The organism is Pseudomonas proteolytica, from assembly GCF_007858275.1.
In the GTDB taxonomy this organism is placed as follows: domain Bacteria; phylum Pseudomonadota; class Gammaproteobacteria; order Pseudomonadales; family Pseudomonadaceae; genus Aquipseudomonas; species Aquipseudomonas proteolytica.
The window spans coordinates 121905-139954 of sequence record NZ_VFEV01000016.1; the positions used below are offsets into that span (position 1 = coordinate 121905).

Annotated in this window: 15 protein-coding genes, 4 tRNA genes and 1 pseudogene; 15 read left to right on the forward strand and 5 right to left on the reverse strand. The window is 61.1% G+C overall.

Annotation, left to right across the window (positions count from 1 at the left end):
* The first annotated feature begins 28 nt into the window (after positions 1-28).
* The 5 genes from FIV38_RS13730 (at position 29) to FIV38_RS13750 (ending at position 4285) form a co-directional block, all read left to right on the forward strand.
* On the forward strand, positions 29-472 hold the full coding sequence (locus FIV38_RS13730) for a hotdog fold thioesterase (protein WP_029292729.1): 444 nt from the start codon (positions 29-31) through the stop codon (positions 470-472).
* A gap of 97 nt (positions 473-569) precedes the next feature.
* On the forward strand, positions 570-1379 hold the full coding sequence (locus tag FIV38_RS13735) for an alpha/beta fold hydrolase (RefSeq protein WP_070995389.1): 810 nt from the start codon (positions 570-572) through the stop codon (positions 1377-1379).
* Complete coding sequence (locus FIV38_RS13740) at positions 1376-2230, forward strand: alpha/beta hydrolase (RefSeq protein WP_092234754.1); 855 nt, start codon at positions 1376-1378, stop codon at positions 2228-2230. Before FIV38_RS13735 ends, FIV38_RS13740 begins: the two co-directional genes overlap by 4 nt.
* A gap of 102 nt (positions 2231-2332) precedes the next feature.
* The gene (locus FIV38_RS13745; RefSeq protein ID WP_092234757.1) at positions 2333-3151 is read left to right on the forward strand and encodes a DUF4892 domain-containing protein; all 819 of its coding nucleotides are present in this window, start codon (positions 2333-2335) and stop codon (positions 3149-3151) included.
* Positions 3152-3223: 72 nt separating this feature from the next.
* Positions 3224-4285 carry an AI-2E family transporter gene (locus FIV38_RS13750; protein ID WP_070995387.1) on the forward strand — a complete coding sequence of 354 codons (1062 nt, stop codon included), beginning with the start codon at positions 3224-3226 and terminating at the stop codon, positions 4283-4285.
* A 79-nt stretch (positions 4286-4364) separates the two neighbouring features.
* Here the strand turns inward: FIV38_RS13750 and FIV38_RS13755 are convergent, their stop codons facing one another.
* Both FIV38_RS13755 and FIV38_RS13760 read right to left on the reverse strand, forming a co-directional pair.
* Positions 4365-5402 carry an ATP-binding protein gene (locus FIV38_RS13755; RefSeq protein WP_092234760.1) on the reverse strand — a complete coding sequence of 346 codons (1038 nt, stop codon included), beginning with the start codon at positions 5400-5402 and terminating at the stop codon, positions 4365-4367.
* Positions 5402-6151: a response regulator gene (locus FIV38_RS13760; RefSeq protein WP_092234763.1), complete on the reverse strand. Its 750-nt coding sequence runs from the start codon at positions 6149-6151 to the stop codon at positions 5402-5404. The genes FIV38_RS13755 and FIV38_RS13760 overlap by 1 nt, the downstream gene beginning before the upstream one ends.
* A 264-nt stretch (positions 6152-6415) precedes the next feature.
* Between FIV38_RS13760 and pyrF the strand changes: the two genes are divergently transcribed.
* A complete protein-coding gene (gene pyrF, locus FIV38_RS13765) occupies positions 6416-7114 on the forward strand; it encodes an orotidine-5'-phosphate decarboxylase (RefSeq protein ID WP_029292743.1) in 699 nt (232 codons plus the stop codon).
* A 117-nt stretch (positions 7115-7231) separates the two neighbouring features.
* Here pyrF and FIV38_RS13770 read toward each other — a convergent pair whose 3' ends face one another.
* Entirely contained in the window at positions 7232-8239 is a 1008-nt protein-coding gene (locus FIV38_RS13770; RefSeq protein WP_092234766.1) for an NADP-dependent oxidoreductase, read from the reverse strand.
* A 226-nt stretch (positions 8240-8465) separates the two neighbouring features.
* Between FIV38_RS13770 and FIV38_RS13775 the strand changes: the two genes are divergently transcribed.
* The 4 genes and pseudogenes from FIV38_RS13775 to FIV38_RS30950 all read left to right on the forward strand — a co-directional run bounded on the left by FIV38_RS13775 (position 8466) and on the right by FIV38_RS30950 (position 12912).
* On the forward strand, positions 8466-9227 hold the full coding sequence (locus tag FIV38_RS13775; RefSeq protein WP_092234769.1) for an SDR family oxidoreductase: 762 nt from the start codon (positions 8466-8468) through the stop codon (positions 9225-9227).
* A gap of 205 nt (positions 9228-9432) precedes the next feature.
* Entirely contained in the window at positions 9433-10857 is a 1425-nt protein-coding gene (locus tag FIV38_RS13780) for an aminotransferase-like domain-containing protein (protein ID WP_092234772.1), read from the forward strand.
* A gap of 1074 nt (positions 10858-11931) precedes the next feature.
* Positions 11932-12000: pseudogene (locus FIV38_RS30945) on the forward strand (hypothetical protein); the annotation flags it as partial.
* A gap of 207 nt (positions 12001-12207) precedes the next feature.
* A complete protein-coding gene (locus tag FIV38_RS30950; RefSeq protein ID WP_371923399.1) occupies positions 12208-12912 on the forward strand; it encodes a methyl-accepting chemotaxis protein in 705 nt (234 codons plus the stop codon).
* A 70-nt stretch (positions 12913-12982) separates the two neighbouring features.
* Here the strand turns inward: FIV38_RS30950 and FIV38_RS13790 are convergent, their stop codons facing one another.
* Together FIV38_RS13790 and FIV38_RS13795 are read right to left on the reverse strand one after the other, a co-directional pair.
* Positions 12983-13795, reverse strand: coding sequence for an alpha/beta fold hydrolase (locus FIV38_RS13790; protein WP_092234778.1), 813 nt, complete (start codon positions 13793-13795; stop codon positions 12983-12985).
* A gap of 124 nt (positions 13796-13919) precedes the next feature.
* The gene (locus tag FIV38_RS13795) at positions 13920-14690 is read right to left on the reverse strand and encodes a hypothetical protein (RefSeq protein ID WP_092234781.1); all 771 of its coding nucleotides are present in this window, start codon (positions 14688-14690) and stop codon (positions 13920-13922) included.
* A gap of 358 nt (positions 14691-15048) precedes the next feature.
* On the opposite strand from FIV38_RS13795, the gene FIV38_RS13800 reads away from it, so the two are divergent.
* The 5 genes from FIV38_RS13800 (at position 15049) to FIV38_RS13820 (ending at position 17548) form a co-directional block, all read left to right on the forward strand.
* Positions 15049-15124: transfer RNA gene (locus FIV38_RS13800), tRNA-Glu, on the forward strand.
* Positions 15125-15126: 2 nt separating this feature from the next.
* Positions 15127-15202, forward strand: a tRNA-Gly gene (locus FIV38_RS13805).
* Between the two features lie 105 nt (positions 15203-15307).
* Positions 15308-15383, forward strand: a tRNA-Glu gene (locus tag FIV38_RS13810).
* Positions 15384-15386: 3 nt separating this feature from the next.
* Positions 15387-15462: transfer RNA gene (locus tag FIV38_RS13815), tRNA-Gly, on the forward strand.
* Positions 15463-15688: 226 nt separating this feature from the next.
* The gene (locus tag FIV38_RS13820; RefSeq protein WP_092234783.1) at positions 15689-17548 is read left to right on the forward strand and encodes a tyrosine-type recombinase/integrase; all 1860 of its coding nucleotides are present in this window, start codon (positions 15689-15691) and stop codon (positions 17546-17548) included.
* Positions 17549-18050 lie beyond the last annotated feature (502 nt).

Genomic DNA, 18050 nt, shown 5'->3' on the forward strand with positions numbered 1-18050 from the left:
ATTCAATAAAATCAATAAGGACACTGCAATGAGCCTGTGGCGCACCGTTCCCGATATCGAGCAAATCAATGCCAGACAGAAAAACACCATTGGTGAAGTGCTGGATATTCGCTTCGAGAGCTTCGACGACGAATCCCTGACCGCGAGCATGGTGGTCGACCATCGCACCCATCAACCCTATGGGCTGCTGCACGGCGGGGCCTCGGTGGTGTTGGCCGAAACGGTGGGCTCCGTGGCCAGCTACTTGTGTATAGACCCCGCCAAGTTCTATTGCGTGGGCCTGGAAATCAACGCCAACCACCTGCGCGGCCTGCGTTCCGGGCGGGTGACGGCGGTGGCCCGGGCGATCCATATCGGGCGCACTACCCATGTCTGGGACATTCGCCTGACCAGTGACGAGGGCAAGGCCAGTTGCGTGTCGCGCCTGACCATGGCCGTGGTGCCGCTGGGCGAGACCCCGCCGGTACGATAGGCGTGGCGTGAGTGACATCATTCCTGGCAGTTACAGTCATTGCTGTAGCGGCCAGGCGTGGGGACAATCGATTTCTGTTTTTGAAGATGGGCAGGCTATGTCGCAACATGTGTTTTTCACTCATGCCAATGGCTTTCCTTCGGCGACCTACGGCAAGTTGTTCGATGCCCTGGCGCCGGAGTACGCGGTGGCGCACCTGTCGCAGCACGGCCACGACCCGCGATTTCCGGTGGATGACAACTGGCAGAACCTGGTGGACGAACTGATCCATCACCTGGAGCAACAACCGGAGCCGGTGTGGGGCGTCGGCCATTCACTGGGCGGCGTGTTGCATTTGCACGCCGCCCTGCGCTGCCCGCAGCTGTATCGCGGGGTGGTGATGCTCGACTCGCCGGTGCTGACCCTGGCTGACCGCTGGGTGATTCGCGCGGCCAAGCGCTTTGGCCTGATTGACCGCCTGACCCCCGCAGGTCGCACCCTGGGCCGGCGCGAAGAGTTCAGCGACCTGGATGCCGCCCGCCAGTATTTTTCCGGCAAGACGCTGTTCCGCGGCTTTGACCCGGAATGCCTGGAGGCCTATTTGCAGCACGGTTTGCACCAGGTGGGCGATCGCCTGCGCCTGCGCTTCGACCCGGCAACGGAAATCAGCATCTACCGGGGCGTGCCGCACACCAGCCCCGGCCAGACCCGCCAATTGAAAGTGCCACTGGCCGTGGTACGCGGCCGGCAGAGCCGGGTGGTGATGCGCCATCACGCCAGCGGCGTCGCGCGCCTGCCCATGGGAGAGATGCTGACCATGCCCGGCGGGCACATGTTTCCCCTTGAACGCCCGCAGGACACCGCGACCTTGATCAAGAACCTGTTTACCCGCTGGGAAGCCCGCGCGCGTGAGCGCAGTTGCGCATGACCGCACCCGTCGAAGAAGTCCGCCTGAGCCTGCCGCATATCGAGCTGGCGGCCCATCTGTTCGGCCCCGAAGATGGCCTGCCGGTGATCGCCCTGCATGGCTGGCTGGATAACGCCAACAGCTTCGCGCGCCTGGCGCCCAAACTGCAGGGTTTGCGCATTGTCGCCCTGGACATGGCCGGTCACGGCCACTCGGCCCACCGCCCGGTCGGGGCAGGTTATGCCGTGTGGGACTACGTGTTTGATGTATTGCAGGTGGCCGAGCAACTGGGCTGGAAACGTTTTGCATTACTTGGTCACTCCCTCGGGGCGATTGTCTCCACGGTGTTGGCCGGGGCCTTGCCAGAGCGTGTGACGCACTTGGGGTTGATCGACGGTGTGATCCCGCCGACCGCTACCGGCGAGAATGCCGCCGAACGCATGGGCATGGCGTTGCAGGCGCAAATCAACCTGCAAGACAAACGTAAACCGGTGTACGGCACCCTTGACCGCGCGGTGGAGGCGCGGATGAAGGGCGTGGTCGCAGTCAGCCGTGAAGCCGCGGAACTCCTGGCCCAGCGCGGCTTGATGCCGGTGCCGGGCGGCTACACCTGGCGCAGCGACAGTCGCTTGACCCTGGCATCGCCGATGCGCCTGACGGAAGAACAGGCCATGGCCTTTGTGCGCCGGGTGGCCTGTCCTGCACAGTTGGTGGTGGCGCAAGAGGGCATGCTGGCCAAACATCCCGAGCTGCTTTCCCAGCTTCCTTTCGCGGTAACCACCCTTGCAGGTGGCCATCATTTGCACCTGAACGACGAGTCGGGGGCGGCTCTTGTTGCAGACTGTTTCAATCGCTTCTTCACCGCGCCTTGACTTGGCGGGGGCAACTGTCGAGGCTGGGCGGATTGAAAGGGAGTCAACCATGAACAATCCGAATATCGCGAAGGCATCCACCGGCCAAGGCGCACCGATCCGATGAGTAGTGCCAAGGGAATTATCCGTGTGCTTGGGCTGTGCTGCATCAGCCCGTTGGTTTTCGCTGCTGATCTGCCGGGAAGCCAGGATCTGCCCAGCGTGGCTCGACAGGTGGATTCGCAGATTGTCGACTACCGTCCCGCCGAAGAAAAAGAACGCATCTACCCCATGGGCGCGATCCGCAAGATCAGCGGCCAGTTGCGCTACGAAGGTCAGGCCACGGCGCGGGGCCAAGTGACAGCCATCACCTATGAACTGCCCGCCGAGCACAGCTCCAGCGCGGCCTTCAAATCCACGCGCGAGGCGTTGCAAGAGCAAGGCGCGCAGTTGCTGTTCTGGTGCCAGGCACGCGATTGTGGCGAAAGCAGCTTGTGGGCCAACGAAGTGCTGGGCAACTCCAAACTGGTTGGCGCCGATGGCCAGCAGGAGTTCCTGTTGCTGCGCCTGGCAGCCCCCCAGGACAACTCCCTGGTAGCGCTCTACGGCATTACCCGCGGCAACCGTCGCGCTTACCTGCATGTGGAACAAATGGACGCCAGCGCGCCCCTGGGGCAATTACTACCCACCTCGGCCACCCTGCTGCGCGAATTGAAAAGCACCGGCGACCTGGATTTCCCCTTGCTGGGGGCAGAACCCGACGCAACGTGGCTGACCCTGATTTCCCGTGGATTGAACCTCGATACCACCTTGCGGGTCAGTGTGAGCGGGCCTAACGCCGAAGCCTGGCGCCAGGGCCTGATCGACAAGGGCGTGCGTGCGGCGCGATTGGAAACCGGCACGGGTGAGGCCAAGGGCCTGCACCTGCAAGTTATCCGCTGATCGTTCCAGGGCGAACGGACCCGCGCCGTTCGCCTAAGCTCTCCCTCAACAGACTTCTTTTCGAGAAACCACATGCTCAACAATGATCGCCTGCTGGTGCAGATCCTGCTCCTGGTGCTGTTTGGTGCCAGTTTCTGGGTGATGGCGCCGTTCTGGTCGGCGCTGTTCTGGGGCGCGGTGCTGGCATTTGCCAGTTGGCCGCTGATGCGCCTGTTGACCCGTGCCCTGGGTGGGCGCGAGTCACTGGCAGCGGGGATCCTGACCCTGGGCTGGATGTTGCTGGTGGCAGTGCCGCTGGTGTGGCTGGGCTTCAACCTGGCCGACCATGTGCGCGACGCCGTGGCGCTGATCAAGGATGTGCAGGTCGATGGCTTGCCCGAGGCACCCACCTGGCTGGGGTCGATCCCCTTTGTCGGGGAGCGGCTGGTGGGCATGTGGGACAGCATCGACCAGCAGGGCGCGGCCTTGATGGTCACGATCAAGCCGTACCTGGGGCAGGTCGGCAACTGGTTGCTGGCCCGTAGTGCGCAGATCGGCGGCGGCATCCTGGAACTGACCCTGAGCCTGGTGTTCGTGTTCTTTTTCTACCGCGACGGGCCGCGCCTGGCGATGTTCGTCCACCGCCTGCTGGAACGCTTGATTGGTGAGCGTGCCGGTTACTACATCGACCTGGTGGCCGGCACGGTACAGCGGGTGGTCAACGGCGTGATCGGCACCGCCGCCGCCCAGGCACTGCTGGCACTGATCGGCTTCCTGATCGCCGGAGTTCCCGGGGCGCTGGTACTGGGTATCGTCACCTTCCTGCTGAGCCTGATCCCCATGGGGCCGCCGCTTGTCTGGATCCCGGCCACGGCCTGGCTGGTGTGGAAGGGCGACTACACCTACGCGGTGTTCCTCGGCGTCTGGGGCACGTTCATCATCAGCGGCGTGGACAACGTGCTCAAGCCCTACCTGATCAGCCGCGGCGGCAACCTGCCACTGGTGATCGTGTTGCTGGGGGTATTTGGTGGGTTGATTGCGTTTGGCTTTATCGGCTTGTTTATCGGGCCGACATTGCTGGCGGTGGCGTACAGCCTGTTGACGGATTGGAGTGCGAGCCAGGCGCAGGTTCGCCGGGAAGACAAGGTGGGCTGATCCCTTGCCGGCGATGGCGGCCTTGAGGGTTGCGGTGAATCTGCAGCCGCCATCGCCGGCAAGCCGGCTCCTACAGGGGCTAACTCCTGGGTAGCCACATCTTTGCTGTCAAACCGCCGCCTGCGGTTTCTTCCAGGCTCAATTGGCCCCCCAACCGCTCAACCGCCTCCTTGGCAATGGTCATCCCCAACCCCACGCCCCCGGAATTGCGATTGCGCGAGCCTTCCAGGCGGAAAAACGGTTCGAATACCGCCTCGCGCTGTTCGGCAGCAATCCCCGGGCCATGGTCGATTACCCGGATCACCAACGCCTGGGGGCTGTCCTGCAGTTCGATGCGTGCCGTACCGGCATAGCGCAGGGCGTTGTCGATCAGGTTGTTCAGGCATGAACGCAAGGCCATGGGCTGTACTTGCAGCGGCGTGCTGTGGCCCTGGCACTGCACGTCCGCGCCCTGGTCCTGGGCGTTTTCGCTCAGGGACTGCACAAGTGCCTGCACGTCCAGCCACTGCCGGCTTTCGCCAGTGCGTTGTTCGTGCAGGTAGCTCAAGGTGGCGTCGAGCATGCCGATCATGTCGTCCAGGTCCTGGCGCATCTGGCCCTGCAGGCGCAGATCGTCGATCTGCTCCAGGCGCAGCTTGAGCCGTGACAGAGGGGTGCGCAGGTCGTGGGAAACCGCGCCAAGCATGCGGGCGCGCTGGCTGACCTGTTCGCGGATGCGGCGCTGCATCAGGTTGAAGGTCGAGGCGGCCTGGCGCGCTTCAAGTGGGCCGGATTCGTCCAGGGGCGGGCTGTCCAGGTCCACACTCAAACGCTCGGCGGCCGCGCTCAAGCGCTGGATCGGGCGGCTGAGCAACTTGGCGCCGAACCACGCGGCGATGATCAGCGAGATAAACTGGAACGTCAGCGGCACCACCGGGCCGCCGAACCAGGGCCGTCGATGGGCCTGGGGCGCGGCCTGCAAAGAGCCGTCCGCCTGCTCGATCATGACGTCGACGGGCGGCGGCGGCGGTGGCCCGTAATGGTGAAACCAAAAGAACGCCAGCACATGGGCCAGCACAATGGCTATCAGCAGCACCCCGAACAAGCGGCCAAACAAGGTGTTGAAGGCGTTGCGCATCAGCCGATGTCCCGCGCGTCGAACAGGTAGCCTTCGCCGCGTACGGTCTTGATCAGTTGCGGGGCCTTGGGGTCGTCTCCCAGTTTCTGGCGCAGGCGCGAGACCAGCAAGTCGATGCTGCGATCAAAGGCTTCGATCGAGCGTCCACGGGCCGCATCCAGCAGTTGTTCACGGCTGAGCACCCGGCGCGGGCGTTCGATGAACACCCACAGTAAACGGAATTCGGCGTTGGACAGCGGTACTACCAGGCCATCATCCGCCACCAGTTGGCGCAGCACGCTGTTGAGGCGCCAGTGATCGAAGCGGATATTGGTGCGTTGCTCAGTGCGGTCATCACGCACCCGACGCAGGATGGTCTGGATCCGCGCCACCAGCTCCCGCGGTTCGAACGGCTTGGACATGTAGTCGTCAGCCCCCAGTTCCAGGCCGATAATGCGGTCGGTGGGTTCGCAGCGAGCCGTCAGCATCAGGATCGGGATATCCGATTCGGCCCGCAGCCACCGGCAAATCGACAACCCATCTTCGCCGGGCAGCATCAGGTCGAGCACCACCACATCAAAGGTCTCGGTTTGCATGGCCAGGCGCATGGCGGCGCCGTCGGTCACACCGCTGGCGAGGATGTTGAAGCGGGCCAGGTAATCAATCAGCAGTTCGCGGATCGGCACATCGTCGTCGACGATCAACGCGCGGGTGTTCCAGCGTTTGTCCTCGCTGGCAAGTTCATGGGGCAGGGCGGAAGGGGTATGCATGGTGCGATCATCTGCCAGGTTGGCCGTGGCCCAAGGGCCGCAGCGGGGTAATTGCGTGAGCATAGGCGCCGTGTCGGGCCGTGCGGGCAAGGCTACTGCCGGGGCATGTTGTAGGCGTGTCGTGAATGTATCGACTTTGAAATATTAGCCGGTTATTCCAGGAAAATAGGCGCTTGCCGAGGATTTACCGATCATCGGATCCCGCAAAGCCGCTGCTTGCGCTACAATCCGCGCCGATTTCGACTTGCCTGAGAGCCCATTCCAATGTCCGTCTGCCAGACTCCTATCATCGTCGCCCTGGATTACCCCACCCGTGACGCCGCACTGAAGCTGGCTGACCAGTTGGATCCCAAGCTCTGCCGCGTCAAGGTCGGCAAGGAACTGTTCACCAGCTGCGCAGCAGAAATCGTCGGCACCCTGCGTGACAAGGGCTTCGAGGTGTTCCTCGACCTGAAATTCCACGATATCCCCAACACCACCGCGATGGCGGTCAAGGCCGCGGCCGAGATGGGCGTGTGGATGGTCAACGTCCACTGCTCCGGCGGCCTGCGCATGATGGCTGCGTGCCGTGAGGTGCTGGAGCAGCGCAGCGGTCCCAAGCCGTTGCTGATCGGTGTGACCGTGCTGACCAGCATGGAGCGTGAAGACCTGGCCGGCATCGGCCTGGATATCGAGCCCCAGGAACAAGTGCTGCGCCTGGCTGCCCTGGCGCAGAAGGCCGGCCTCGATGGCCTGGTCTGCTCGGCGCTGGAAGCCCAGGCGTTGAAGGCCGCCCATCCGGCGCTGCAGTTGGTGACGCCGGGGATTCGTCCGGCAGGCAGCGCCCAGGACGACCAGCGCCGTATCCTCACGCCGCGCCAGGCGCTGGATGCGGGTTCTGATTACCTGGTGATTGGTCGCCCGATCAGCCAGGCGGCTGACCCGGCCAAGGCCTTGGCCGCGGTGGTCGCCGAAATCGCCTGATGCCCTTGGGCTAAACACGTAGGAGCTGGCTTGCCTGCGATAGCATCACCTCGTGGTTACTGAAAAACCGAGGTGTCTGCATCGCAGGCAAGGCAGCTCCTACATTGGTTTGGGGTGTCAGTTGACCTTCAGCACCAACTTGCCGAAGTTCTCGCCGTTGAACAGCTTCATCAACGTCTCCGGGAACGTCTCCAGGCCCTCGACGATATCTTCCTTGCTCTTGAGCTTGCCTTGGGCCATCCAGCCGGCCATTTCCTGCCCGGCGGCGGCAAAGTTCGCCGCATGATCCATCACCACAAACCCTTCCATGCGCGCCCGATTGACCAGCAGTGACAGGTAGTTGGCGGGGCCCTTCACGGCTTCCTTATTGTTGTACTGGCTGATGGCTCCGCAAATCACCACCCGCGCCTTCAACGCCAGGCGGCTGAGCACGGCGTCGAGGATGTCGCCGCCAACGTTATCGAAATAGACGTCCACGCCTTTCGGGCATTCGCGCTTGAGGGCGGCCGGCACGTCTTCGTGCTTGTAGTCGATGGCCGCGTCGAACCCCAGTTCATCCAGCAAAAACTTGCACTTGTCGGCGCCGCCGGCAATCCCCACCACGCGGCAACCCTTGATCTTGGCGATCTGCCCGGCAATGCTGCCCACGGCACCAGCGGCCCCGGAAATCACTACGGTATCGCCGGCCTTGGGCGCGCCGGTGTCGAGCAGCGCGAAGTAGGCGGTCATGCCGGTCATGCCCAGCGCAGACAGATAGCGCGGCAGGGGCGCCAGTTTCGGGTCGACCTTGTAGAACCCACGCGGCTCGCCGAGGAAGTAATCCTGCACGCCCAGGGCACCGTTGACGTAATCGCCGACGGCGAATTTCGGATTGTTCGAGGCAATGACCTGGCCTACGCCCAATGCGCGCATGACTTCACCAATGCCCACCGGCGGGATGTAGGACTTGCCTTCATTCATCCAGCCACGCATGGCTGGGTCGAGGGACAGGTATTCGTTGCGCACCAGCACCTGGCCATCCGCCAGGTTGCCCACCGGTACTTCCTGATAGGTAAAGGTGTCCCGCGTGGCCGCGCCGACCGGGCGTTTGGCAAGCAGGAATTGGCGGTTGGTCTGGGCAGTCATGGCAAGGACTCTGGGTAAATGAGCCTCAAGTGATAGACCTTCCAGGCGCCGGGAGCAAGTTCGGCCGACCGCTGCGAATGCCCGTCGATAGGCTGGCTTGATAGTGGGCACGGCAGGCTTATCACTGCTACGCATGGGGGCTCAACTGGCCTTCTGATAGTGCTGACGCGCAGTGCTGGGCCCTGGCTATGCTGGGCCCACGGGCATTCATCCAAGGATATAAGCAATGAGCATGACGTTTTCCGGCCAGGTTGCCCTGGTCACCGGTGCCGCCAACGGTATTGGCCGCGCTACGGCCCTGGCATTCGCCGCAGAAGGCTTGAAAGTTGTGGTCGCCGACCTCGATGTGGCGGGCGGCGAGGGGACGGTCGCGTTGATCCGCGAGGCAGGCGGCGAGGCGCTGTTCGTGCGCTGTAATGTGACCCTGGAGGCGGATGTGCAACAACTGATGCAGCAGGTACTGCACAGCTATGGCCGCCTGGACTACGCGTTCAACAATGCCGGCATCGAGATTGAACAGGGCAAGCTGGCTGATGGCACCCTGGATGAGTTCGACGCCATCATGGGCGTCAACGTCAAGGGCGTGTGGTTGTGCATGAAGTATCAGTTGCCATTGCTGCTGGCCCAGGGCGGTGGGGCCATCGTCAATACCGCGTCGGTTGCGGGGTTGGGCGCTGCGCCGAAGATGAGTATTTATGCCGCATCCAAGCATGCGGTGATTGGCCTGACCAAGTCGGCGGCCATCGAGTATGCGAAAAAGAAAATCCGCGTCAACGCAGTGTGCCCGGCAGTGATCGACACCGATATGTTCCGCCGCGCCTATGAAGCCGATCCGCGCAAGGCCGAGTTTGCCGCCGCCATGCATCCGGTCGGGCGCATTGGCACCGTCGAGGAAATCGCCAGCGCAGTGCTGTATCTGTGCAGCGATGGCGCCGCGTTCACCACGGGGCATGCATTGGCGGTGGACGGTGGTGCCACGGCTATCTAGGACCTGCGGCGGTGTACCGCTGAGAAAGTGATTTTAAAGGCTGTGGGGCGTTTCCGTAGATGGCAAGATGCCCTCGGCCATTGTGTTTCACTAGGTAAATAATTCAATAAAATCAATAATTTAATAAATTTATGAACAGGGCGACCCTGACCTTCTGTGCTTAACTGTTTTGAGTTAAATGCCAAACAGTTGAAGGGGGTGGCTCATGGATTTAGGGATCAATCGGCAGGCCCCGGTACCGGTGGTTCAGCAAATTGTCAGCGCCATTGCCGCATGGATTCGGGAGAGTGGGGTTAGCCCCGGGACGCGCCTGCCTTCCATCCGGCAACTGGCCCATGACAACCTGCTCAGTCAATCCAGTGTGATCGAGGCCCTTGAGCGAATGGTGGCCGCAGGGGTGCTGGCCTCAAGGGCCGGCTCCGGGTTTGTGATCGCCGCGCAACCGGTTGCAAGCACTCCCCTGGGGGAATACCAGTGGTATGAAGGGGCGGAGCGCCGGTGGGGGGCCTTTACCGATAACCAGTTGGGTGAGTTGAAGCTGGGGTGTGGCTGGCTTCCGGATGCCTGGCGTGAAAGCGATGACATCAGTTACGCCATCCGCGAAATCAGCCGTACCGACACCGCTGGCGTCTTCAGTTACAGCACCCCTCTCGGGCTGCCGGCGTTGCGCGAACAATTGCACAAGCGCCTGACGCAGATCCAGGTGAGCACCACTGCCGAGCGGATCCTCACCACCCACGGCGCCAGCCATGCGCAGGACTTGTTGATACGCACTTTGCTCAAGGCTGGCGATACGGTGGTGGTTGAAACCCCTGGCTACGGCAACCTTTATCGTCAGTTGGCCTTCCACGGTGTCACGATGCTGGAGGTTCCCAGGGCCCGCAGTGGCCCGGACATCCAGGCCCTGGAAGCGCTGCTGGTGACCCACCGTCCAAAGTGCCTGTTCATCCATAGCCTTTACCACAACCCGACCGGCACCAGCCTTTCGCTGGCGGTGGCCGAACGTCTGTTGCATCTGGCCCATAGCCGGGACTTCCTGATTGTCGAGGAGGATGTCTACGGCGACCTGCAACACGCCTCGTGTGTCCGGCTGGCGGCGCTACCCCATGATGATCGGGTGATTTACGTCTCGAGTTTTTCCAAGACCCTGAGCAGCGCGCTACGGGTGGGCTATCTCACGGGCAGTACCGCGGTCATCACTCGTTTGCTCAAGCTCAAGACCCTGACCGGTATCGGCACCTCCCGCTTCGCTGAGGCGGTGGTGGCGAGCCTGTTGGCCAACGGCACCTACCGCAAATGGCTGCAACGCCTGCGCAGGCGGTTGAGCGCGGAGATGGCCAAGACCCTGCAGGTGCTGGAGGACGAAGAGTGGGAGGTCTTTGCGGTGCCCGCGGGCGGCATGTTTGTTTGGGCCCGCCCGCAGACGGGGGGCGCGGCAATGTTGCACGCGAGGGCCAGACGGCTGGGGGTCTTGCTGTCTTCCGGGGAGTTGTTCAGCCCTGTCGGCGAGCACGCGGATTGGCTGCGGATCAATGTGGCCTATGCCGGCGATCATCGAGCGTTGGCGTTGTTCAAGGCCATGGGGCCTGCGGGATCGACCTCTACCATCCTGAAAACGACGGGCGTGTAGCTTTTTGCCATTATTGTGGCGCCAACGTCTTGTGTTGCGGGGCCCGGGGTTGCGAATCTCGTCCCATGGAAACCCGGCATGCTGGCATTCGCCACGCCAAGAGGACTTTGCGCAATGATTTTGGCCGTGCAACGACGATTTGCCAACCTTGGGCTGGCGAGGAAGCTGGGGCTGGGGTTTGCCCTGGTATTGCTGTTGACTGCACTGGTGGCGGCGATTGGTGTGTGGTCTCTGCAAAGTGTTGGCCAGCGTTTTGTGGGGCTCAAGGGCATGTCCTCGCTCAATCAGGGGCTGCTGAACGTGCGCTTGATCGAGCAGGAGTATGCGCTGCGCACCGATACCAAGTCGGTCGAGGCCCTGCATGAACGGGTTGACAGCCTGGTAGCCGAAGCCCTGGCACTCGACATGACCGAGGTCGAGCAGGCCCTGGGCGCCTATCGCAAGGCGTTTGACGAGTTTGTCGAGCTGACCCAGGCCAAGGACCTGGCGCTGGAAATGGCCAGTTGGTCGGTGTCCAGTGTCGCCAACAACCTTGATGTATTGCAGGCCGGCCTGGCCGACGACGGGGCTTATGGCCTCAAGGAAAGCCAGGGTAAGGAGGGGGCTGAGTTTATCGAGCAGGCCGGGCAGGTGGGGCAGGTTTCGCGCCTGATGTTGCAGGCCATGAATGAAGCGCGGGTGCGCCTGGATCAAAGCCGCAAGGGTGATGAGGACAGTGCCGGGCAAGGCCGTATCGAACAGGCCGATCAGGCCCTGGCCCAGGCTGAACAACTCAAGACCCTGGTCAAGGACCCCGGCTATCAGACCGTACTCAGCGAAGTGGTCGGGCATATCGGCGCCTTTAGCGAAAAACTCACCGAATACACCGACCTGCTCGCCCAGGAGAAGATCGTCTACCAGCAATTGCATGAGCGGGCGGCGCAGGTGGTTTCGCAGGTCAACCGGGCCTATGCCGAGCAGGACCAGTCGATGCAGGCGCAGTTGGCCGAAAGTAGCTTGCTGATCATTGTTTCCTCGGCCCTGGCCTTGTTGGTCGGGGTGATTGCTGCGTGGCTGATTACCCGCTTGATCGTGATGCCACTGCGCAGTGTGATCGCCGTGGCCCGGCAGATCGCCGCCGGGGATCTCAGCGGGCGCATGGATGTGAGCCGACAGGATGAAATGGGCCAGTTGATGCAGGCGATGCAGCAGATGGGCAGCGGCCTCAGTAGCATGGTCAGCGGGTTGCAAGCGGGGATTGAGCAATTGGCCAGCTCGGCCCAGTCGCTGTCCAGCGTGACCGAGCAGACCAATATCGAAGTCAGCAGCCAGAAAGAAGAAACCGAGCAGGTCGCCACCGCCATGAACCAGATGGCCGCCACGGTGCACGATGTGGCACGCAATGCCGAGCAGGCCGCGCAAGCGGCGCAGACCGCCGACGACAAGGTCGACAGTGGTCAGCAGGTGGTGCGCCAGAGCCTGCAGCGTATCGAGTTGCTGGCCAGTTCCGCGACATCCGCCAGCACCAGCATCGAGAGCCTGAGCGCGGAAATCCAGAACATCGGCAGCGTCTTGGAGGTGATCAAAAGCGTCGCCGAGCAAACCAACCTGCTGGCGCTCAACGCCGCCATCGAGGCGGCACGGGCTGGCGAGCAAGGGCGCGGCTTTGCGGTGGTTGCCGATGAAGTGCGGGCGCTGGCCAGGCGCACCCAGCAATCGACAGAGGAAATCGAACGCCTGGTAAGTACCTTGCGCAGTGCCGCGCAGTCTTCAGTGCGTGATATCCAGCACAGCGGCGAACTGGTGAAGCTGGCCGTCAGTGATGCCCTGGAAACCGAAAGCGCCTTGGGCAGCATTGCCGCAGCGGTCTCGCTGATCCAACAAATGAACCAGCAGATCGCGGCCGCGGCCGAACAGCAGAGCTCGGTGGCCGAAGAGATCAACCGCAGCGTCACCAGCATTCGCGCCAGTGCCGATCAATCGGCGCTGAGCATGCAGGGGAACGCCGCCTCGAGTATCGAGTTGGCGCAACTGGGTGCGGAGCTCAAGGGCATGGTGGGGCATTTTCGGCTGTGATCTGAATTAGCCGCGCTGGGGGCTGTTGTGGTGAGAGGGCTAGCCTTCTCGCCACAACAGCCTTGTCGCCTCAGGCGTGATTGGCCAGAAAGGTGAGCAGCGCTTCGTTGACGAAATCAGGGTTTTCCCGGCTGGAAATATGCCCAGCGTCCGGGATCAACACCAGGTCACAACCGATCAGGTCAGCCATTTCCTGTGCTTCTGCAGGTGGGCGTGGCTGGTCATCGGTGCCACACATTACCAATGTCGTATTGGGGTCCAGGCGGGATAAACCTTCCAGTGCATCGTCACGACCGAAGATCAGGCGACCCAGGGGCACGATGCTGTGTAGCAGGCGGTCCCGGGGCAGGGCACGCAGGGACTGGCGGAAGTCCTGATACAGCGCAGAGTCGGGGTCGATACCGGGGCGGAAGAAGATCGGTACGATGATATCCAGTAGCGCATCAGAGATAGCCCCCGTGGCCTCAATCGCGCTGAGCAGTGCGAAGTATTTTTCGCGGGTAGCCTCAGGCTCTGCGCCCAGGTAGGTGTCCATCAGCACCAGGCTATTGACCCGCTCGGGCGCCAGCAACGCCAGCGGCGCGCCCCACATGCCGCCGACTGACAAGCCCACCAGGTTGACCTTGGCAACGCCCAGGTGGTCCAGCAATGCCAGGGTCTGGCGCGCTAGGTCGTCCAGGCTGTGGGTCTGTGCTGGCATTGGGCCGGACTCTCCGTGGCCCCATAGCTCTGGCACGATCACTCGGTACTGTTGCGACAGCGCGGCAATCTGCGGGGCCCACATCTGCTGGTCCCACAGGTAGCTATGGCCGAGCAGGACAACCGGGCCAGAACCTTGGTCCACGTAGTGCAAGGGTTGGTCATCAATGATGGCGACAGGCATGGCGGGCCTCCTTGGTCAAGCGCATGAAGGGCACTTTTGTACGCGAATTATAGACGAGGGGATAGGCGCAGGATGATGGCACCGAGTGCAAGAAATGCACCCGGCGACTCAGTACAGGAGGGGATCAATCGTAGATGACTTTCTTTTTCCATTCGGCATCCGCGTCATCGGCTTTCAAGCCTGCGGTCAGTTCATTGACTTCTTCTGCGGTCTGCTGGCTGTTGGTCAGCACCATGGAGTTGGCGCGTGCCAATTGTTTTTCCAGGAGTTGCAAGTGCTGGCTGTAGGTGGCCGGCTCGGGCTGCTTGCGCAGGTATTGCACGCCGCGCTCGAAGGCCAGGCGTGCCTGGCCGGGCTGCGCCTGTTGCAATGCGTGTTGCCCCAGATTGTTGAAGAACTCGATGTGCAGCAGCACCAGCAGGTGACGGATCTCACGGATCCAGTGCTTGGCCTCATTGGTGGGCAAAAAACCGTCCTGGGCGGCGCGGGTGACCTGGCCGTGCAGGGCTTCGAGCAGGAAGCGCACATCCTTGGCCTTGGCTTCGGTCTGGATCGGCCCCGGGGGGTTGTTCACCGGGATCGATTCGCCCTGGCCCACGAGGGCTTCCAGCTCGGCAATACGTGCCTTGATGGTTGCGCTGGATTTGTTGAGGTGGAGCATGCGTTGGTTGACGTTCAGTTCCAGGCGGGTCAGCAGCAGCTTGAGCTGCGGCGTCATCAGTTGGCCGGGGAACGTCTCGGTGATCTCGCCACAGCGGCGCAGCCGATCGTTGAGCTCTATCTGGGCCCGGGCTTTTTCCAGTTTGTTGTTTTCCACCACATGGTTCATGTAGCCAATGGCGATCAGTATTACGATCCCGGCTATTACCAGCAGGGTGATCATGAGTGGTGTCACCGGTGTGACCTCTTTATAGGATGTGCGTTGAAGTGTAGTGATTGGCGCATGCGGCGGATAGGACTCTTCGACGAGATGAGTCAGTGCTTTCACCTGTATATGTAGGTATCGTCTGTATAGATGCACATTGCCATCATTTGCCGGGCAGGACTATAACGCCTTGTCGGGCGCCAGAATATAGGCGCCAAAGCCTGGACGGCGAGAAACCCCGGCAGTGCCTGTAAAGCATGGCGAAGTCATTGATTTAAATAAATTTATCCTTGGGGGTTGACGACCTTTCAATCCATCCATAGAATGCGCGCCACTTACAGCGTAAAGCACACAGCGAAACGCGGTAGGGAGTGAATGTTGTACGTGTGTCCCCTTCGTCTAGTGGCCTAGGACACCGCCCTTTCACGGCGGTAACAGGGGTTCGAGTCCCCTAGGGGACGCCATTGCGGGAATAGCTCAGTTGGTAGAGCACGACCTTGCCAAGGTCGGGGTCGCGAGTTCGAGTCTCGTTTCCCGCTCCATTTTTAAACAGTGTGGCTTTCGGGCGGCACTGAGTGAAACCAGGACCAAGTCTTCGGACAAGGCCTCTGGGCACTGGAATACACACCATGTGTTTCAGTTAGCGTGTCCCCTTCGTCTAGTGGCCTAGGACACCGCCCTTTCACGGCGGTAACAGGGGTTCGAGTCCCCTAGGGGACGCCATTTGCGGGAATAGCTCAGTTGGTAGAGCACGACCTTGCCAAGGTCGGGGTCGCGAGTTCGAGTCTCGTTTCCCGCTCCAAATTATGATCTACAGACGTCCATTGAAGTCTGTAAGTCGTTGAAATAAGGACCTTCGGGTCCTTTTTTCGTTCCAGCGAGTTCTACTGGAAACCACCGACAGCCACGACTTTTAAGTCCATTTTTAAGTCCATGAATACGGGCGTGGCGGTTTCCGGATTGTTGCTGGAGGGGCGAGATCAACGCGACAAGTATCTAGTCCTGACTAAGAGTTCAGGAGCTAGAGCATGGCACTCTCAGATCTGGCTGTCCGGCAAGCGAAAGCTACCGGAAAGGCCTATACCCTCGGCGACCTTGATGGGCTATCCCTGGCGGTCGCACCCGAAGGCGGCAAATCGTGGCACTATCGCTACTACTGGGCCGGTAAGCAGAAACGCATGTCGCTGGGCACTTACCCTGAGGTCAGCCTCCGGGAAGCGCGTACCCTACGCGACGAAGCCCGAGCTCTTTTGGCCAAGGGCATCAACCCCCGAGCACACCGTAAGCAGAAGCGGCAGTCCGTCCGCCTTGCGGACGAGAACACGTTCAAGGCAGTATTTGACAAGTGGGTCGAGCATCGTAGCCTCGTCCTCAAGGAAGGGCGGCAGAGCACGCTCTCACAGATTCAGCGTATCTTTGCCAAAGACGTTCTTCCCACCCTTGGGAAGCGGTCAATCTATGAGATCCAGCGCCCCGACTTGCTGGAAGTCGTTTCAAGAATAGAACGCAGAAAGGCGCTCACTAGCGCCGAGAAGGTCCGGACTTGGTTCCGGCAGATGTTCCGTTACGCATTGATCATCGCTCCTGGGTTACCGCTAAATCCGGCGTTCGATCTGGATGTCGTCGCGCTGCCTCAGCCGCCTGTGCGCCACAATCCATTCCTGCGCATGCCCGAGCTCCCGGCTATGCTCCAAATACTACGTAAGTATCCCGGTAAGCTGCAGACCCAGCTTGGCCTTCGGTTGCTATTTTTGACGGGAGTGCGTACGGGGGAGCTGCGGCTGGCGACGCCGGATCAGTTCCATCTCGATAAGGGCCTGTGGATCATCCCCCCTGAAGTGGTGAAACAGCTGCAGCTTGAACTGCGCAAGGAGGGCAAGCGTCCCGGTGATATCCCGCCCTACATCGTGCCGCTCTCGGTGCAGGCAATGGAGGTCGTTCGCCATCTGCTCGATGAAGTGAAGCCAGCCCAGCGTTATCTGTTTGCCCACTACAGTGATTTGAAAAAGCGCATCAGCGAAAACACGCTCAATGTCGCGCTGAAACGGATGGGGTACAAGGATCAACTGACTGGCCATGGTGTCAGGGGGACCATTTCCACCGCACTCAACGAAATTGGTTACCCGAAGGTCTGGGTCGATGCACAACTCTCGCACTCTGATCCTGACAAGGTGAGCTCGGCGTACAACCATGCTGAATACGTGGAGCAGCGCCGCAGGATGATGCAAGACTGGGCTGACCGGTTGGATCTGTTCGAGCAAAACCAGATTGAGTCAGCCAGCATGCACCTCACGGCTCATTTAGACGGTGTACCGCAGTTGGCAGGTGAGAAGATCGATGAAGTGATCCCCGCGATGACACCTGCACCCATCCTGCTGGTGACGAAGCCAGGAAACACGATGCCAAACCTGCCAGCGGATGTTCAGCGCATCTCGGCTGTTTCGGGGCCAGCGCCTGAGCGTTCGGACATTCAGCGTGAGCGGCTGGAAATGCTGGAGATGTTCAATGCTCCGCATAACCTGCCGGCGGCGGTGTTCGCCGAGATGGCCGGCAAATCACGCCGGTGGATCAGCTACGAGATTCAGTCCAGAAGAGTGCTTGCGCTGAGCCTGGGTAACCAGGGGCAGCGCGTTCCAGATTGGCACCTAGATCCCCTGAAACATAAGCTGGTGCAGGCTGTGCTGAAGCATTCGCAGGACGCTGATTCCTGGGAGATCTACCGAGCATTACTGAATCCTCACCAAATGCTGGAAGGCAGCACGCCGATCGAGGCCGTTACGTCAGCGAATTTCCATGAGGCTGTCATGGCTGCGTGTTTTACCTTGAAGAGTAGCGAGAACTCACTCGGAGCAGAGGGTGGATGTGTACCAGGGGCATGCTATAGATAAACTCTGCTCAAATTGTGAGATCGCTGTGGAAGTGTCGCTCGATGGAATGAGCTTGGTTGAATCAATTGCACGAGACCACTCTGCGCCCGGCATGACCCCTGTGCTTGCGATCGAGCGCGCTTTCGAAGCACATCTGCATGAGAGATTCGCAGGAGCTTGTTGGCGCCGATGCCGAATTGCCCCACGTACCGACGCAAGACTGACCCATCTTCAAATCCGCACAAATCCAGCACAGGTATTGGTTCGCGAGGAATCAGACTGGGTCAGTGACATCTCGGTAACTGGGGCAATTCGGCGTCGGCGCCAACAATGTAGCTGACGCTGAGGCTATCTGCGAAGCGGTGGGTCGGCCAACCATGCGTTTTGTGCCGATCAAGTGTTGCCGCTGACCGAAAACTGACCCAGTAGAGGCTGTTCTGCCGACTGAAAACTGACCCAGGTGTTCAACTGCTTCTGCTCACTTTTTGAGCAGGAGAACACAGGGTGATCAGCATGGAAATGT

Coding starts and splice junctions, on each gene's coding strand:
- pyrF (WP_029292743.1), top strand. CDS start 6,416: ATGTCCGTCTGCCAGACTCCTATCATCGTCGCCCTGGATTACCCCACC.
- FIV38_RS30950 (WP_371923399.1), top strand. CDS start 12,208: ATGGCCGCCACGGTGCACGATGTGGCACGCAATGCCGAGCAGGCCGCG.
- FIV38_RS13775 (WP_092234769.1), top strand. CDS start 8,466: ATGAGCATGACGTTTTCCGGCCAGGTTGCCCTGGTCACCGGTGCCGCC.
- FIV38_RS13740 (WP_092234754.1), top strand. CDS start 1,376: ATGACCGCACCCGTCGAAGAAGTCCGCCTGAGCCTGCCGCATATCGAG.
- FIV38_RS13745 (WP_092234757.1), top strand. CDS start 2,333: ATGAGTAGTGCCAAGGGAATTATCCGTGTGCTTGGGCTGTGCTGCATC.
- FIV38_RS13750 (WP_070995387.1), top strand. CDS start 3,224: ATGCTCAACAATGATCGCCTGCTGGTGCAGATCCTGCTCCTGGTGCTG.
- FIV38_RS13760 (WP_092234763.1), bottom strand. CDS start 6,151: ATGCATACCCCTTCCGCCCTGCCCCATGAACTTGCCAGCGAGGACAAA.
- FIV38_RS13735 (WP_070995389.1), top strand. CDS start 570: ATGTCGCAACATGTGTTTTTCACTCATGCCAATGGCTTTCCTTCGGCG.
- FIV38_RS13780 (WP_092234772.1), top strand. CDS start 9,433: ATGGATTTAGGGATCAATCGGCAGGCCCCGGTACCGGTGGTTCAGCAA.
- FIV38_RS13755 (WP_092234760.1), bottom strand. CDS start 5,402: ATGCGCAACGCCTTCAACACCTTGTTTGGCCGCTTGTTCGGGGTGCTG.
- FIV38_RS13820 (WP_092234783.1), top strand. CDS start 15,689: ATGGCACTCTCAGATCTGGCTGTCCGGCAAGCGAAAGCTACCGGAAAG.
- FIV38_RS13790 (WP_092234778.1), bottom strand. CDS start 13,795: ATGCCTGTCGCCATCATTGATGACCAACCCTTGCACTACGTGGACCAA.
- FIV38_RS13730 (WP_029292729.1), top strand. CDS start 29: ATGAGCCTGTGGCGCACCGTTCCCGATATCGAGCAAATCAATGCCAGA.
- FIV38_RS13770 (WP_092234766.1), bottom strand. CDS start 8,239: ATGACTGCCCAGACCAACCGCCAATTCCTGCTTGCCAAACGCCCGGTC.